15 protein-coding genes are annotated in these 15,413 nt (G+C 44.8%); 14 read left to right on the top strand and 1 reads right to left on the bottom strand.

Features of this window, described 5'->3' with window-relative positions; genetic code table 11:
- The first annotated feature begins 109 nt into the window (after positions 1 to 109).
- The 14 genes from ACTO17_RS13505 to ACTO17_RS13440 all read left to right on the top strand — a co-directional run bounded on the left by ACTO17_RS13505 (position 110) and on the right by ACTO17_RS13440 (position 14,948).
- Positions 110 to 901 carry a LytR/AlgR family response regulator transcription factor gene (locus ACTO17_RS13505; protein WP_172539305.1) on the top strand — a complete coding sequence of 264 codons (792 nt, stop codon included), beginning with the start codon at positions 110 to 112 and terminating at the stop codon, positions 899 to 901.
- Between the two features lie 103 nt (positions 902 to 1,004).
- Positions 1,005 to 2,252: a 6-phosphofructokinase gene (locus tag ACTO17_RS13500; RefSeq protein ID WP_172539306.1), complete on the top strand. Its 1,248-nt coding sequence runs from the start codon at positions 1,005 to 1,007 to the stop codon at positions 2,250 to 2,252.
- 346 nt (positions 2,253 to 2,598) lie between these two features.
- The gene (locus ACTO17_RS13495; protein WP_482558297.1) at positions 2,599 to 3,123 is read left to right on the top strand and encodes a hypothetical protein; all 525 of its coding nucleotides are present in this window, start codon (positions 2,599 to 2,601) and stop codon (positions 3,121 to 3,123) included.
- Positions 3,124 to 3,191: 68 nt separating this feature from the next.
- On the top strand, positions 3,192 to 4,646 hold the full coding sequence (miaB, locus tag ACTO17_RS13490; protein ID WP_172539314.1) for a tRNA (N6-isopentenyl adenosine(37)-C2)-methylthiotransferase MiaB: 1,455 nt from the start codon (positions 3,192 to 3,194) through the stop codon (positions 4,644 to 4,646).
- 20 nt (positions 4,647 to 4,666) lie between these two features.
- Positions 4,667 to 5,272 (top strand): Holliday junction branch migration protein RuvA, encoded by a 606-nt coding sequence (ruvA, locus tag ACTO17_RS13485; RefSeq protein ID WP_172539315.1) that lies wholly within the window; start codon positions 4,667 to 4,669, stop codon positions 5,270 to 5,272.
- Between the two features lie 25 nt (positions 5,273 to 5,297).
- Positions 5,298 to 6,290 (top strand): Holliday junction branch migration DNA helicase RuvB, encoded by a 993-nt coding sequence (gene ruvB, locus ACTO17_RS13480; protein ID WP_172539307.1) that lies wholly within the window; start codon positions 5,298 to 5,300, stop codon positions 6,288 to 6,290.
- Between the two features lie 71 nt (positions 6,291 to 6,361).
- Entirely contained in the window at positions 6,362 to 7,060 is a 699-nt protein-coding gene (locus ACTO17_RS13475; RefSeq protein WP_172539316.1) for a cell division protein ZapA, read from the top strand.
- A gap of 61 nt (positions 7,061 to 7,121) precedes the next feature.
- Positions 7,122 to 9,500 (top strand): peptidase U32 family protein, encoded by a 2,379-nt coding sequence (locus ACTO17_RS13470; protein ID WP_482558296.1) that lies wholly within the window; start codon positions 7,122 to 7,124, stop codon positions 9,498 to 9,500.
- 3 nt (positions 9,501 to 9,503) lie between these two features.
- Positions 9,504 to 10,985 carry an FtsW/RodA/SpoVE family cell cycle protein gene (locus tag ACTO17_RS13465; RefSeq protein ID WP_482558295.1) on the top strand — a complete coding sequence of 494 codons (1,482 nt, stop codon included), beginning with the start codon at positions 9,504 to 9,506 and terminating at the stop codon, positions 10,983 to 10,985.
- Positions 10,942 to 12,405 carry a peptidoglycan D,D-transpeptidase FtsI family protein gene (locus tag ACTO17_RS13460; RefSeq protein ID WP_482558294.1) on the top strand — a complete coding sequence of 488 codons (1,464 nt, stop codon included), beginning with the start codon at positions 10,942 to 10,944 and terminating at the stop codon, positions 12,403 to 12,405. Before ACTO17_RS13465 ends, ACTO17_RS13460 begins: the two co-directional genes overlap by 44 nt.
- Before the next feature lie 100 nt (positions 12,406 to 12,505).
- Positions 12,506 to 12,958: an NUDIX hydrolase gene (locus ACTO17_RS13455; RefSeq protein WP_135989025.1), complete on the top strand. Its 453-nt coding sequence runs from the start codon at positions 12,506 to 12,508 to the stop codon at positions 12,956 to 12,958.
- A gap of 108 nt (positions 12,959 to 13,066) precedes the next feature.
- Positions 13,067 to 13,429: a hypothetical protein gene (locus ACTO17_RS13450; RefSeq protein WP_172539311.1), complete on the top strand. Its 363-nt coding sequence runs from the start codon at positions 13,067 to 13,069 to the stop codon at positions 13,427 to 13,429.
- The gene (locus ACTO17_RS13445) at positions 13,405 to 14,511 is read left to right on the top strand and encodes a hypothetical protein (protein WP_482558293.1); all 1,107 of its coding nucleotides are present in this window, start codon (positions 13,405 to 13,407) and stop codon (positions 14,509 to 14,511) included. The genes ACTO17_RS13450 and ACTO17_RS13445 overlap by 25 nt, the downstream gene beginning before the upstream one ends.
- Positions 14,512 to 14,525: 14 nt before the next feature.
- A complete protein-coding gene (locus ACTO17_RS13440; RefSeq protein ID WP_172539317.1) occupies positions 14,526 to 14,948 on the top strand; it encodes a GerW family sporulation protein in 423 nt (140 codons plus the stop codon).
- Positions 14,949 to 15,121: 173 nt separating this feature from the next.
- Here the strand turns inward: ACTO17_RS13440 and ACTO17_RS13435 are convergent.
- Positions 15,122 to 15,413, bottom strand: a 292-nt coding sequence (locus ACTO17_RS13435) for a hypothetical protein (RefSeq protein ID WP_482558292.1), incomplete at its 5' end; no start/stop codon positions are given.

The raw sequence follows: 15,413 nt of genomic DNA, 5'->3' as shown, positions 1-15,413 counted from the left end.
TTTTGCGTTAATTTTGGTGCGATTCTTGTAAAATTATTTTTTGGTGCCTATGATAAAGTGAGGGTTAAACGGTAAAAATAAATTTTAGAAAGTAACGCGGGAGGAAGACATGTATTTAATTGCCCATTGTGACGATGAAACAGCAGAACTGAATAAAATAGAACAGATGTTGACAACTTACAGAGAACAGTATGCAGTCTGTGATTTTCAGATAGAGCGTTTTCAGAGTGCGGACGACCTGCTTCGCATGGTGAGGGAAGAGGAATATATGCCGGATTTGCTGCTGATGGATATTTATATGCGCGGAAAACTGGGGACAGAAGCAGCCAGGGAGCTGCGGGAAATGGGAAGTCACTGCAGGATTATTTTTCTTACTGCTTCCCAGGAACATGCATTGGAAGCTTTTCAGGTGGATGCGATGCAGTATCTTCTGAAACCGATTTATGAAAAAAATCTGTTTCCTGTTCTGGATCGGGCGTTGGAAGAGATAGAGCAGGAAAAGCGCCGTTATCTGCTGCTGAGAATTGACAGCAGTATCCGGAGAATTGCCCTGAATGATATGATTTACTGTGAGGCTAAGAAAAAGCAGCAGAGTATCTGTCTGGCAGGAGGAGAGCAGGTTTTGCTGCGTATGACGATGACAAAACTCTATGAAATGGTTTCCGGATACCAGGAATTTGCGAAGGTGGGCATTACCTATATTGTAAATCTGGAGCATATTGTGAGCCTTAATGGTCAGATCATGCAGATGGATAATGGAGATAAGCTTTATTTGCCGAGAGGTTCTTATCGGCATTTGCGGGAGCAGTATTTTGAGTATTATGGCGTTGCAGACTGCCGTTTTTCAGACATGGGTGCGTCTGCAGCGGACAGTTGGCGGAACGAAGCATTTTTTCGGTAAAGATTAAAAGGAAAATGAGGAAGGATATACTTGTACAACAGGTATTTTTTTGGTATAATAAAAGCTATGAGTTTGCGTAAACAATAAATTTGGAGGTACAAATATGAAACACAATGTAATCGTAGGACAGTCAGGCGGTCCCACCGCCGCAATTAATTCCAGTCTTGCAGGGGTATATCGGACAGCTAAGGATCGCGGAGCCAAGAAAGTGTATGGTATGCTTCACGGTATCCAGGGACTTCTTCAGGAAAGATATATCGATCTCTCAGAGCATATTACCAATGAATTGGATGCAGAGCTTTTGAAACGTACACCGGCTGCTTATCTGGGTTCCTGCCGTTATAAACTGCCGGAAATCCATGAGGACATGGGTGTGTATGAAAAGATTTTTGAGATTTTGAACAAGCTTGATATTGAAGCGTTTATCTATATCGGCGGAAATGATTCCATGGACACCATTAAGAAATTGTCTGATTATGCAATTATTACAGGACAGACCGTACGGTTTATCGGATGCCCCAAGACCATTGACAATGACCTGGCATTGACTGATCATACGCCGGGGTATGGAAGCGCAGCGAAATATATCGGAACTTCCGTGAAAGAAATTATCTGCGATAGTTTTTGCCTGGAATACAATAAGGGACTGGTTACCATTATTGAGATTATGGGCCGTAACGCAGGCTGGCTGACAGGAGCAGCAGCGCTTGCAAAGGGAGAGGACAGCATGGGTCCCGATTTGATTTATCTTCCGGAGCTGTCTTTTGACGTTGAGAAATTTATTGCAAAGATCCGCAAGCTGTTGGAGAAGAAATCTTCTGTGGTAGTGGCCGTTTCCGAAGGAATTCGGACGCCCGATGGGAAATATGTATGTGAACTTGGAAACAGCGTGGATTTCGTAGATGCATTCGGACATAAACAGCTTTCCGGAACAGCCGCTTACCTTGCTAATTTTGTGGCAGGAGAAATTGGATGCAAGACCCGTGCCATTGAGCTGAGCACATTGCAGCGTTCTGCTTCCCATTCCGCTTCCCGGGTGGACATTCTGGAAGCTTATCAGGTTGGCGGCGCAGCAGTGAAAGCAGCCGACGAAGGCGATACCGGCAAGATGGTAGTATTAGAAAGAATTTCAGACGATCCTTACCAGAGCACAACAGCAGTCAAGGACGTACATAAGATTGCAAATGATGAAAAGCTTGTGCCGAGAAACTGGGTAACGAAGGATGGAACTTATGTGACAGACGAATTTGTAACTTATGTGAAGCCTCTGATTCAGGGTGATGTTTCACCGGTTATGGTAGACGGAATTCCGCGTCATTTGTACAAGCCTGGGTTTCAGGAACAGTTGTAAGATAAATTTTTGAGAAAATATGAAGTTGAACCCTTGAAAGTATTCATGGTACATTCAGGGGTTCTTCTTTTACAGAACAATGCCGGTATTAGATAGAAAGGAAGAAAAGTCAAGGAAAATGTATCATGAGATCGACTTAGATAAAATAGACAGAAATTCAGAGCCGCCGACAGAGGAACCGGCTTGTCAATATTACTTCATGGCAAAATGCCGGAACTGGGTTTAGAATTTTGCAGAGCAAAACGGCCGCTTTCCCGTTGCCTGCATTCAGACTTTCGGCTGCCCGTTCGTGTGAGTAAAAAAAGATTCTGAAAAGTTATTGCAGGGTAGCGTACAAGGGAGGATTATGGAAAGAAACATAAGCGTTATCAAGGATGTGAACGGGAACCAGATTGTTATTGTGAATGATATTCGGTTTAAAGGGAAAAGAAACATAGACTGGGATGAGGTTGAACAATATTTAAAACAGTATATTGGAGAATTTATAGAAATCGCAGAAAGTAAAGAAATCATATATATTGGCAGTGATCTTCCTGATGAATATTCTGGTTCAAATTATACTGCAAAATTAAAAGGAGCATTGGCAAAGGCAAAAGCAAATGCTGCACAAGGAATTCCAGAGATGATAGAAATTGCCCAAAATAAAAGATTTCAGGAAAATCTGGAAAGAAAACATGATAAAAATGCAAAATATGGCTGGTATCGATATGATTCCAGATTTGCAATACCAATTTTTGATGAAAATAATGATGTTTTGCGGTATAATATATTTCATGCAGAACTGGTGATAAGACATTCTGAGAATAGAAAACTGTATTTATACGATATCATAAACATAAAAAAAGAAACGAGCACCCCGCTTGAGCCATAAAGCTGTACGGTAAAAAACCCGCTTCTTTTTGTATAGTATATGTTGGAAAGGAAGAAAAGTCAAGGAAAATGTATCATGAAATCGACTTAGATAAAATAGACAGAAATTCAGAGCCGCCGACAGAGGAACCGGCTCGTCAATATTACTTCATGGCAAAATGCCGGAACTGGGTTCAGAATTTTGCAGAGCAAAACGGCCGCTTTCCCGTTGCCTGCATTCAGACTTTCGGCTGTCAGATGAATGCCAGAGATTCAGAAAAACTGATGGGAATCCTGGAAAATATCGGATTTGAGCAGTCTGACAGTGAAGAGGCGGATTTTGTACTGTACAATACCTGTACGGTGCGGGAAAACGCAAATAATAAAGTCTGGGGTCGTCTGGGATATCTGAACGCTTATAAGAAACGTCATCCACAGATGAAAATTGCTCTTTGCGGCTGTATGATGCAGGAACCGGAAGTGGTTGAGAAGCTGCAGAAGAGTTATTCCTTTGTCAATCTGGTATTTGGCACCCATAATATTTATAAATTTGCAGAACTGCTGGAAACCTCACTGACGCAGCAGGGAATGGTAATTGACATCTGGAAGGATACCGATAAAATTGTGGAGGATTTACCGGTTGAAAGAAAATATAATTTTAAATCAGGAGTTAATATTATGTTTGGATGCAATAATTTCTGCAGTTATTGCATTGTTCCTTATGTGCGGGGAAGGGAGCGGAGCCGAAAGCCTGAGGATATTCTTTTGGAAATCCAACAGCTTGCGGCAGACGGCGTTGTGGAGGTTATGCTTCTGGGACAGAATGTGAATTCTTATGGAAAAAACTTAAAAGAACCGATAACTTTTGCAGAATTACTCAGAAGAATAGAGAAAATCGAAGGAATTAAACGTATCAGGTTTATGACCTCGCATCCTAAGGATCTGTCCCCGGAATTGATCGAAGTAATGCGGGATTCAAAAAAGATCTGCCGTCATCTGCATCTGCCTCTTCAGTCCGGCAGCAGCCGGATTCTGAAAGAGATGAACCGTCATTATGACAAGGAACAGTATTTGTCTCTGGTGAAGAAAATACGGGAAGAGGTGCCGGGGATTGCTTTAACTACGGATATTATCGTGGGATTTCCCGGTGAAACAGAAGAGGATTTTCTGGAAACCATGGATGTGGTGAAGCAGGTGGGATATGAAAGCGCGTTTACCTTTATTTATTCCAAACGCACCGGAACGCCGGCGGCAGCCAAAGAGGATCAGGTTTCGGATGATGTGGTGAAGGAGCGGTTCCAAAGGCTTTTAAAAGAGGTGCAGCGAATTGCAGCTGAAAAAGCGGAGGCTTACACAGGCAAGACGGAGCCTGTTCTGGTGGAAGAGGTGAATGAGCAGGATGAAACGCTGGTGACCGGAAGGCTCAGCAGTAATTTTATCGTGCATCTGCCTGGAACTGAGGAAATGATCGGCAGGATTGTGAATGTGAAGTTAAAGGAATGCCGGGGATTTTACTTTTACGGAGAAGCAGTAAACGTTATGTGATAGAAGGGATAAAAGTTACCATGTATTCTTATCTGAAAGGGGAACTGGTTGAGATTTTGGAGGATACCATTGTAGTTGAAGTGAACAACATTGGCTATAACATTCATATACCGGCCAGTATGATTGACAATTTTACCGGAACCGGGCAGACTGTGAAGATTTATACTTATCTTCATGTAAAAGAAGAGCTGATGGAGCTGTATGGCTTTCAGACCCGGGATGACTTAAATATCTTCCGGCTTCTTCTTTCGGTCAGCGGCATCGGACCCAAAGGCGCTCTGGCGGTGCTGACAGTGATGACGCCGGACGACCTTCGCTTTGCGGTTCTTGGTGAGGATGCCAAGGCCATTGCCAAAGCGCCGGGCATTGGCAATAAGACAGCCCAGAGAGTGATTCTGGAATTAAAGGACAAGTTAAAACTGGAAGATGTTTTGGAACAGAAGCTGACCAAAGCGGCGGAGGATACCGGCAATTCTCTGTCCGGCGTAAAGAGTGAAGCAGTGCAGGCCCTGACTGCTTTAGGCTATTCATCTTCAGAAGCCTTAAAGGCAGTGAACCGTGTGGAGCTGACGCAGGATAGTACGGTGGAAGAAGTGCTGAAAGCCGCCTTAAAGCAGATGCTTTAACCCTAGATAGAAAGGAAGTTTTCTCATGGAAAAACGTGTCATTTCCACCCAGATTCAGGAAGAGGATCTGAAAATAGAAACCAGTCTCCGACCTCAGAGGCTGGAAGAGTACATTGGACAGGAAAAAGCGAAGAAAACGCTGAAAATTTACATCGAAGCGGCAAAACAGCGGGGAGAATCTCTGGATCATGTGCTGTTTTACGGGCCGCCCGGACTGGGAAAAACCACACTGGCGGGAATTATTGCCAATGAAATGAATGTACATATGAAAATCACCTCCGGGCCTGCCATTGGAAAACCCGGGGAAATGGCGGCGATCTTAAGCGGCCTGCAGGAAGGGGATATTTTATTTGTGGATGAAATTCACAGGCTGAACCGTCAGGTGGAGGAAGTTCTCTATCCCGCTATGGAGGATTACGTCATTGACATTATGATTGGAAAGGGAGCCACAGCCCGGTCTATCCGGTTGGATCTGCCCCATTTTACCCTGGTGGGGGCCACCACCAGAGCAGGGCTTTTGTCTGCCCCCCTGCGGGATCGGTTTGGGGTTGTGGATCATCTGGAATTCTATAATCCGGAGGAATTAAAGACAATTATTCTGCACTCTGCAGTGAAACTGGAGGTGGAAATTGATGAGGAGGGCGCCTTTGAATTGGCAAGACGCTCCAGAGGGACGCCGAGGCTTGCCAACCGGCTGCTGAAACGGGTGCGGGATTTTGCCCAGGTGAAATACGAGGGGAAGATTACCAGGGAAGTGGCAGTTTTTGCGCTGGATTTGTTGGAGGTGGACAAGTTCGGATTGGATCAGAATGACCGTAACATCCTGCTGACGATGATTGAGAAGTTCCAGGGAGGGCCGGTGGGCCTGGATACCCTTGCCGCGTCTTTGGGGGAAGATGCGGGAACCATTGAAGATGTATATGAACCTTATCTGGTGAAAAATGGGTTTATCAACCGTACGCCAAAAGGCAGGGTTGCCGCTGATTTTGCCTATCAACATTTTGGAATTGTAAAATAGTATTTGTTTTTCTGGAAAAATCAGTTATAATGAAACACATGGAACAGATTAAATCAGGAGAGGATGAATATATGTCAGCGAAAACCAGTGCCGATGTGTTGATTGGAGGAAAAATTTACACATTAAGCGGTTACGAAAGTGAAGATTATCTGCAGAAAGTGGCTAATTATATTAATAGTAAAATAAACGAATTTGATGAAATGGAGCAGTTTCGCCGCCTTCCGGGAGAAACCAAGTCTACATTAGTGGAGCTGAACATTGCAGACGATTATTTTAAGGTAAAGGAACAGGCAGAGAAGCTGGACCAGGATGTAAAAGAAAAAGAGAAAGAACTCTATGAATTAAAACATGAATTAATTTCTCTGAGGATTAAGGCGGAAAGCAGCGAGAAGGAAGCAACGGAATTGTCAAGAGAAAACCGCAGGCTGCTGCTGCAGAAATCAAAGCTGGAAACTGCCCTGGAGGACGCATTGCTGGGAAAAGTAAAAGGACAGGCAGTGTCGGAACCCCAGACCGGTTCCGCTAAGAATACTGCGGAGAAGCAGAAGAATTCCCGCGGAAACAATGCAGAGAAGCAGAATAACTCTAACAGGGATAATGAAAGGAAACAGAATGATTTCAATGGGAATTTAGCAGAACAGCCAAATGATTCCGGCAGGGCTCACGAAGAGAAACGTCAGGATTCCAGTAAGAATTCTATGGAACTTGAGAATGTTTCTGATGAGAATGTGATACTGCCGGAACATCAGGATTCACATGATATCATTTAGAGAAAGACGGCTCAGGGCAAAGCAGGCTTCTTGAGCCGCTTTTCTCTTAAGGAGCAGGATTATGGACAAAAGTGTCAGAAACAACACAGAACTTTTATCACCGGCAGGCTCCCTTGCGATCTTAAAGGCCGCGGCAAATGCAGGCGCAGACGCTGTGTACGGAGCCGGCAGTAAATTTGGCGCAAGGGCTTATGCCGATAATTTTACGCAGGAGGAATTGGTGGAAGCTCTGGATTACCTTCACCTGAGGGGAAAACGCTTCTACCTTACCGTAAATACGCTGCTGAAAAATCATGAGATTCAGGAACTTCAGGAATATCTGAAACCTCTTTATGAAGCGGGCCTGGATGGGGTGATTGTACAGGATTTAGGGGCCCTTCGGTATATCCGAAATCATTTTCCGGATCTGCCCGTTCATGCCAGTACCCAGATGACGATTACAGGGGCCTATGGCGCAAAGCTGATTCAGGAAGCAGGATGCAGCCGCATTGTTTTGGCCCGGGAACTGTCTCTTCAGGAAATTTCCCATATTTATCAGGAAACCGGAGCGGAACTCGAATGTTTTGTCCATGGAGCCCTTTGCTATAGTTATTCGGGACAGTGTTTGTTCAGCAGTATGCTGGGCGGCCGGAGCGGAAACCGGGGACGGTGCGCGCAGCCCTGCCGCCTGCCCTATGAAATAACCGGGAAAGCTTCGGAAAAGTCCGGAAAATATCTGCTGAGCATGAAGGACTTATGCGCCATTGATCTGCTTCCTCAGCTGATTCAAAGCGGCGTATATTCTTTTAAAATTGAAGGCCGGATGAAGCAGGAAGAATATGCGGCCGGCGTGACAGGCATTTACCGGAAATATCTGGATCGGTATCAGACAGATCCCACGGGATATCAGGTGGAAGAAGAGGACAGAAAACGTCTGATGGATTTGGGAAATCGCTGCGGATTTACCGATGGATATTATACCAGGCATAATGGGAAAGATATGATTACCATCCGAAAGCCTTCTCATGAAAAAGGAAAAGACATTCTGAAAAATCCGAAGGAAGCATTGCCGGAGCCGAAAGAAAAAATCAAAGGAATTTTAAGACTTTATCAGGAAACGCCGGCTTACCTTATGTTAAACTATAAGGATATTCAGGTAGAAGTGACAGGAAAAACGGTTCAGTCAGCGGTCAAACAGCCGTTGTTGGAGGAAGCAGTTTTGGAAAGGATGAAAAAAACCGGAAACACCCCCTTTGTGTTTGAAGAATTAAAGGTGGAACTGGGAGAATCCGTATTTCTTCCGGTGGGAGATTTGAATCAGCTCCGCAGAGGCGGATTAGAGCGGCTGCAGACGGCAATTTTGGACCAGTACCGCAGGACAACTTTTTCAGAAAAAGCGGAAGATGGGAAGGAAAAACCGGAAGTTTGCACAACTAAAGAGGCTGAGAAGAAAAAACTGGAATATGATATAATAGAGGCTGAGAAGAAAAAACTGGAATATGATATGATAGAGGCTGAGAAGAAAAAACCAGAACAGCATAGGGATAAAGTAAAAGCTGGATTTAAACTTCATGTTCTGGCGGAAACTTCAGAACAGGCGGAGGCTGCGTTAAATCAGCCGGAAACAGACCGGATTTATCTGGAATCCTTTTTCTGTCCCAGAGAGACTTTGCCGAAACAACTGCAGATGTATTCTGCACGTATCCGGGAAGCGGGAAAAGAATGTTTTCTGGCCCTTCCCCATATTTTCCGTAAAACAACTGCCGGCTGGTTTTCCAGTCATTGGAATGAACTGGCGGGAGCTCTGGACGGATGTCTGGTGCGGAATCTGGAAGAAGTGCAGTTTTTAAGAGAGATGCAGTCTTTGAAGAATCTGAAAACGGAGGCTCGTTCTATTCAGGGAGAGGAGTCCAGGCAGCAGCAAGGTTTTACTGCGGAGCCGGAATTCTGTATACAGGGAGACTATCAACTGTACGGCTACTCCCGGGAAGCAGTTTTCGCCTGGAAGGAATTAAACCTGATGCATCAGACCCTTCCGGTGGAATTAAACCTTAAGGAGTTAAAGAAACTGGACTGTAAAAGAGAGGAAATCATACTCTATGGCCGGCAGCCCTTGATGATCAGCAGCCAGTGCCTACATAAAAATACGTTGAAGTGCGATGGCAAAGCAGGTGTGCTGCAGATGCAGGATCGTTATGGGAAATTATTTCCGGTGCGGAACCAATGCAGCGATTGCTACAATATTATCTATAATGTAAGTCCTCTGTCTCTGCTGCATCATCTTTCAGAGCTTGAGCTGCTTTGGCCGGAGGCAGTCAGAATATCCTTTACTACGGAGAACAGAGCCGAAGCAGAACAGATTTTTGCGTGTTACAGGCAGGCGTTGTCCTCCCGGGGAGAGAGCCGTGAAAAATATCTGCAGGATTATACCAACGGACACTGGAAACGAGGAGTAGAATAGTTTATGGTACATTTAATTACTGAAACATCCAAGTATACAATGATTATTCTTTTTGCGCTGTATACCTGGCAATGTTTTTCCTCATTGAAGAAAAATGTGGATTTGGAAGAACAGGCATGGAAATTCAGAAAACAGACAGGCTATATGTATCTGTTTCATCTGAATGCCTATGCCGTTCTGTTTCTGGCTACCAAAAATCAGGATTTGCTGAAATTTTATCTGGAGCAGGTAATATTTTTTACTGCGGTGCAGGTTTGTTACGGAATCTTTTATAAGCGGGTGTCCAGGCTGATTGTCAATAATATGTGTATGCTGATGTGTATTGGCTTTGTGATACTGACCCGCCTGTCTTACAAACATGCGGTGAAGCAGTTTGCCATTGCGGTGGTTTCTATGGCAATTACCATGCTGATTCCTTATCTGATCAGCCGCTGGAAATTTGTCCGGAGCCTTACCTGGATTTATGCGTTGGCGGGAATTACCATGCTGGGCGTGGTGGCTGTACTGGGAGCGGTTTCCCATGGCGCCAAGCTTTCTTTTTCCGTGGCGGGAATCGCAGTACAGCCTTCAGAATTTATTAAAATTATATTTGTTTTCTTTGTGGCGTCCATGTTTTACGAATCTACAGAGTTTATTCAGGTTGTGAAAGCTACGGTGGTGGCAGCGCTGCATGTAATTATCTTGGTATTATCCAGAGATTTGGGCGCAGGACTGATTTTCTTTATCGCCTATATGGTCATGCTCTATGTGGCTACCAGAAAACTGTATTATTTTGCAGGCGGAATGATTTGCGGAGCGGCGGCGTCGGTTGCGGCATATTTTCTTTTTAACCATGTACGGGTGAGGGTAGTGGCCTGGCAGGACCCGTTGGCAGTATTTGCAAATGAGGGAAACCAGGTGTCCCATTCCCTGTTTGCCATCGGAACCGGCGGCTGGTTCGGAATGGGATTGAATCAGGGAATGCCTTATAAAATACCGGAAGTAAAACAGGATTTTATTTTTTCAGCTATAGCGGAGGAATTAGGCGGAATTTTTGCCATTTGCCTGATTCTGGTCTGTGTGAGCTGCTTTCTGATGTTTCTGAATATCGCCATGCAGATGAAAGATTTCTTTTATAAGCTGGTGGCTTTGGGACTGGGAACCATCTATGGATTTCAAATCTTTTTGTCCATTGGCGGTGATATCAAATTTATCCCTTCTACGGGAGTGACCCTGCCTTTGGTAAGCTACGGAGGAAGCTCTCTTCTCAGTACGCTGATTATTTTTGCCGTGATTCAGGGCTTGTATCTGATGCGGGAACGGGAACAGGACGAGCCCCGGGGCAAAACAGGGTTAAAGGGGGATAAACACACCAAAGAGAAAAAGTTAAAAGAAAATATAATAAACGAAAAGAAACCGAAAGAGAAAAAACGTCCGAAAAAGAAAGGAGGGATCTCCTCTCATGAAGAAACGATCCACGGAACAAAGATCCAGGACTTCGACTAATGGAAACAGGGAAAAAAACAGGGAATTTGCAGTGATTACGTATCTGTTTGTGGGGATGTTTATTCTGATGATGGGATATTTTGTATATTTCCAGGTTTTTCGGAGTGAGGACTTTATTAACAGCCCTTATAATACCAGACAGGACACGTTTGCAGAACATGTCATTCGGGGAGAAATCCGTTCGGCAGACGGAAAAACACTGGCCCAGACTGTAGTAGGAGAGGACGGAAGCGAAAGCAGGTATTACCCTTATGGCAGAATGTTTGCCCATGCCGTGGGCTATGACAGCAACGGCAAATCAGGAATTGAATCTTTTGGGAATTTCAGTCTGCTGCGCTCTCACGCTTTTTTTCTGGAGCAGGTATTGCACGGCATTCAGAATCAGAAGAATCAGGGGGACAATGTGATTACCACATTGAATTATGAGTTGCAGGAGACGGCGTATCAGGCATTGGGAGATCGCAGAGGCGCCGTAGTAGTGTTGGAGCCTGCCACCGGAAAGATTCTGGCCATGGTGTCCAAGCCGGATTTTGATCCGAATTCCATAGCGGCGGAATGGGACAGTATTATTTCCAATACGGACAGCGACAATTCCGTGTTGGTAAACCGGACGACCCAGGGGCTGTATCCGCCGGGATCTACCTTTAAGATTTTAACTACCCTGGAATATCTTCGGGAACATTCAGATTATCAGAATTATGCTTATGAATGCACCGGAAGCATTGCTATGGAGCATACGGAAATACACTGTTACGACAATGCGGTCCATGGCGCGGAGAATTTAGAGCAGTCCTTTGCTAAGTCCTGTAATACGTCTTATGCCAATATCGGCCTGGGACTGGATAAAAAAGCATTTATGGAGCTTTGCGACAGTATGCTGTTTGGGAAAAATCTTCCGATTTCTTATCCTTTTAATAAGAGCAGTTTTGTGCTGAAGGAAAATTCGGATTCCGATGAAGTGACCCAGACCGCCATCGGCCAGGGGAAAACGCTGGTAACGCCCATGCATATGGCCTTGATCACCTCAGCCATTGCCAACCAGGGGGTCTTGATGCGGCCCTATGTGATTGATCATACGGAAAATTACAAAGGAGTTACGGTGAAAAGCTACCGCAGTTCCCAGTACGGATCTCTGCTCACAGAGGAAGAGGCAGGAAAGCTGCAGGAATTTATGTCTCTGGTGGTCAGTGAAGGAACCGGCTCAAAATTAAACGGACAGAGTTATCAGGCATTCGGAAAGACAGGATCGGCGGAATTCAGCAACAACAAGTCGGAAAGCCATGCCTGGTTTACCGGTTATGCTTCTGCAGAAGAGAAAGGAACAATTGCAGTTACCGTGATTGTGGAAAAAGGCGGGGCAGGGAGCACCACGGCGGTTCCAGTTGCAAAACAGGTGTTTGACAGGTATTTTGGCCAGTAGTTTGGGGCAGTTTTTGAATATTCTCAGAAAATTCTTGCAAGAAAATGGAAAAAGAGGTATACTATTACAAAGTTCTAAAAACCACATCGGAGGTATTGCAATGATTGAAGCAACGAGTTGTGGTGGTGTGGTAATATTTCGCGGGAAAATTTTGCTTTTGTATAAGAATTACAAGAATAAATATGAAGGCTGGGTGCTTCCGAAAGGAACGGTAGAACCAGGTGAAGAGTATCGGGATACAGCGGCAAGAGAGGTGCGGGAAGAGACAGGAGTAGATGCCTCGATTATTAAGTATGTAGGAAAGAGCCAATATACTTTCAGCATACCGGAGGATACCGTGGAGAAAGATGTACACTGGTATCTTATGATGGCAGACAGTTATTACAGCAAACCACAACGGGAAGAATATTTTATTGATTCAGGCTACTATAAGTTTCACGAGGCATATCATCTGCTTCGGTTTGCCAATGAGAAGCAGATATTGGAAAAGGCTTATAACGAATACCTGGATTTGAAGAAAAGCAATCTTTGGGGCAGCAGAAAATATTTTTAATGGACGGCGGCAGGGCATGACTGGTATACATTCTCCGGCCCGTTCATTCCTTACACGCAAGAAAAGGTGCTCATACAGGGCGCCTTTTTACCTTACAAGGAGAATGGTATGGACTGGTATCGGGAATTTTACGCAGGAGAGGGCATTGCGGCGCAAAAAGAGAAAATAAAACGGAAAATTCTCCGGAATAGGGGAATGATTAATATTTATATCATTGCCCTCAGCAGCAATCCGGAGAATTTACTGGATATTATTCCATCCTGGGAATTGATGCAGAAATATTATCCCAAATCAGAGCTTCTGGTTGTGGGGGCGGACAGGGGATATGAGAATGCCGTAGAACTGGCGGGAACAATTATTATGGATGTGTATCGGGAAACAGGGACATTTCAAGTCAGAGATTATTTTCTGGAAAAACAGAGAGAGAGTCAAAGGAAAGGGCATAAATGGAAATCCTTTTTATCATTTTAAAAATAATCGGCGTTCTTCTGGCAATTGTGCTTCTGCTGTGTCTGGCCCTGCTGCTGGTTCCAATCCGTTATCGCGTGGAGCTGAAAGCCCAGGATGAGATAGAAGGAAAAGCGGCGGTGCACTGGCTGTTTCATCTGCTGGATGTGAGGGTATTTTACAGAGAAAGAGATATTTCTTTTAAAATCAGAATTTTCGGCATTGCAGTTCCTCTGGATAAAGGGAAAAAGACTGAAGAAGCAGAACCCCGGGAGCCGGTGAAGCAGGCGGCCGGGAGAGAAAAAGCAGAACAAGGAGCCGGGAGAGAAGAAGCAGGAGAGAATGCAGAACAGACAGCCGGGAGAGAAGATGCAGGAGAGAAAGCAATACAGATAGGACAAGCACTACCAGAACAGAAGGCGGCAATGGAAGAACCGGAAGGAACAGAAGAACAGACGGCGGCAGTGGAAGGGCCGGAAGGAGCAGCGGAACAGACGGCAGTAATGGAAGAACCGGAAGGAACAGCGGAACAATCTAAAGTACCCGGCAGTCAGAGTCAGCGGCCCCGGAGTTTTAAGGAAAATGATTCGAAAGGTAAAAGAAGAAAGAAACATAGGAAAAAACCTGGATTATTTCATAAAATTAAATCGTCTTTTCATAATTTTGGAAAAAGAGTCAGAAAAACGCCGGGCAGAAAAGGACAGAGGCATTCCGGCGCCGGAACCGGGGCAGCTGCGGCAAAAGAACAGATTGGGAACATAAAAAACATGATTTTGGAAGAAACTAATCAAAATGCTTTTTTATGTATGATGCAGGAGGTGCGCTATTTGCTGAGCCACTATCTGCCGGGAAAGGTAACCGGAACCCTCAGATTTTCCATGGGAAGTCCGGATCAAACCGGGAAGGTGCTGGGAACTATAAGCTTGCTGCCTTTCTGGGCAAGGTCCAAATTAGTTGTGATGCCTGATTTTGTTTCAGAGGCTTTCTATATGAAGGGGATACTTTATATTACCGGACGTGTCAGGTTTTTACATGCGCTGATTTCAGGAATCCGCATGATCAGAGACAGAAATGTACGAAAATTAATTGCAAATATAAGAAGTTAACAGGAGGTCATATGATGCAGGAAAATAATTTCAACACAACCGTACAGTCGTTATTTAAAGGAATGGACAGTTTTATTACCACCAAAACAGTGATTGGGGATGCCGTTCATATCGGAGATACCATTATCCTTCCGCTGATAGAAGTGTCTTTCGGCGTTGGGGCCGGCGCGTTCTGCCATGATAAAAAGAATAATGCAGCCGGCGGACTGGGCGGGAAGATTACACCCAGCGCAGTACTGGTGGTGCAGAATGGATGCACGAAACTGGTAAATATCAAGAATCAGGACAGCATTACCAAGATTCTCGACATGGTTCCGGATTTGGTGAACAAATTTACCAGTAAAAAATCAGGAAAAGAGCCGTCGGAGGAAGAAAAAGCAGCGAAAGAGGCGGCTGCCCAGGAATTGGCAGAGCAGTTAAACGTGCCGGCAGAGTAAGCAACAGTGAGTATTTGTTTACTATGAAAGCTAAAGCTTCCATAGCATGGATGGCCATGCGGCCCGCCGGACGGCAGGCTGAGCAAGATGTAGGTTTATAATGAAAGCCTTTGGCTTCCAAAGTATGGATGGCCATGCGGCCTGTCGCACGGCAGGCTGAGCAAGATGTAGGTTTATGATGCAATCATTGGAAAACAGAATTCTGGAAGCTGAAACATGTATTTTTTCAGGAAGAGCGCATATATTAAATAGTAATATATGCGTTTTTCTGGTGGTGGCATGAGACGGCTCATAGGTTTTATATTATTTTGGATTGCGGTGGGAATGGCGATTATGATTTTTCTGCCCAATGAAGTGCTTGGAATCCTGATTATTTTTGTTCTGCTGTTGTTGGGATATAATCTGTTTTGCTGCGGAGGCTGCTGATTATAATAAACCCCCATCTTGCTTAGCCTGCCGTGCGAC

It is taken from the genome of Petralouisia sp. (assembly GCF_056822245.1).
This window is presented reverse-complemented; position numbering and strand designations above follow the sequence as displayed.

What these genes read in the sequence shown, in the direction of transcription:
- ACTO17_RS13505 (WP_172539305.1), top strand. Translation starts at nt 110, where the DNA reads ATGTATTTAATTGCCCATTGTGACGATGAAACAGCAGAACTGAATAAA.
- ACTO17_RS13500 (WP_172539306.1), top strand. Translation starts at nt 1,005, where the DNA reads ATGAAACACAATGTAATCGTAGGACAGTCAGGCGGTCCCACCGCCGCA.
- ACTO17_RS13495 (WP_482558297.1), top strand. Translation starts at nt 2,599, where the DNA reads ATGGAAAGAAACATAAGCGTTATCAAGGATGTGAACGGGAACCAGATT.
- miaB (WP_172539314.1), top strand. Translation starts at nt 3,192, where the DNA reads ATGTATCATGAAATCGACTTAGATAAAATAGACAGAAATTCAGAGCCG.
- ruvA (WP_172539315.1), top strand. Translation starts at nt 4,667, where the DNA reads ATGTATTCTTATCTGAAAGGGGAACTGGTTGAGATTTTGGAGGATACC.
- ruvB (WP_172539307.1), top strand. Translation starts at nt 5,298, where the DNA reads ATGGAAAAACGTGTCATTTCCACCCAGATTCAGGAAGAGGATCTGAAA.
- ACTO17_RS13475 (WP_172539316.1), top strand. Translation starts at nt 6,362, where the DNA reads ATGTCAGCGAAAACCAGTGCCGATGTGTTGATTGGAGGAAAAATTTAC.
- ACTO17_RS13470 (WP_482558296.1), top strand. Translation starts at nt 7,122, where the DNA reads ATGGACAAAAGTGTCAGAAACAACACAGAACTTTTATCACCGGCAGGC.
- ACTO17_RS13465 (WP_482558295.1), top strand. Translation starts at nt 9,504, where the DNA reads ATGGTACATTTAATTACTGAAACATCCAAGTATACAATGATTATTCTT.
- ACTO17_RS13460 (WP_482558294.1), top strand. Translation starts at nt 10,942, where the DNA reads ATGAAGAAACGATCCACGGAACAAAGATCCAGGACTTCGACTAATGGA.
- ACTO17_RS13455 (WP_135989025.1), top strand. Translation starts at nt 12,506, where the DNA reads ATGATTGAAGCAACGAGTTGTGGTGGTGTGGTAATATTTCGCGGGAAA.
- ACTO17_RS13450 (WP_172539311.1), top strand. Translation starts at nt 13,067, where the DNA reads ATGGACTGGTATCGGGAATTTTACGCAGGAGAGGGCATTGCGGCGCAA.
- ACTO17_RS13445 (WP_482558293.1), top strand. Translation starts at nt 13,405, where the DNA reads ATGGAAATCCTTTTTATCATTTTAAAAATAATCGGCGTTCTTCTGGCA.
- ACTO17_RS13440 (WP_172539317.1), top strand. Translation starts at nt 14,526, where the DNA reads ATGCAGGAAAATAATTTCAACACAACCGTACAGTCGTTATTTAAAGGA.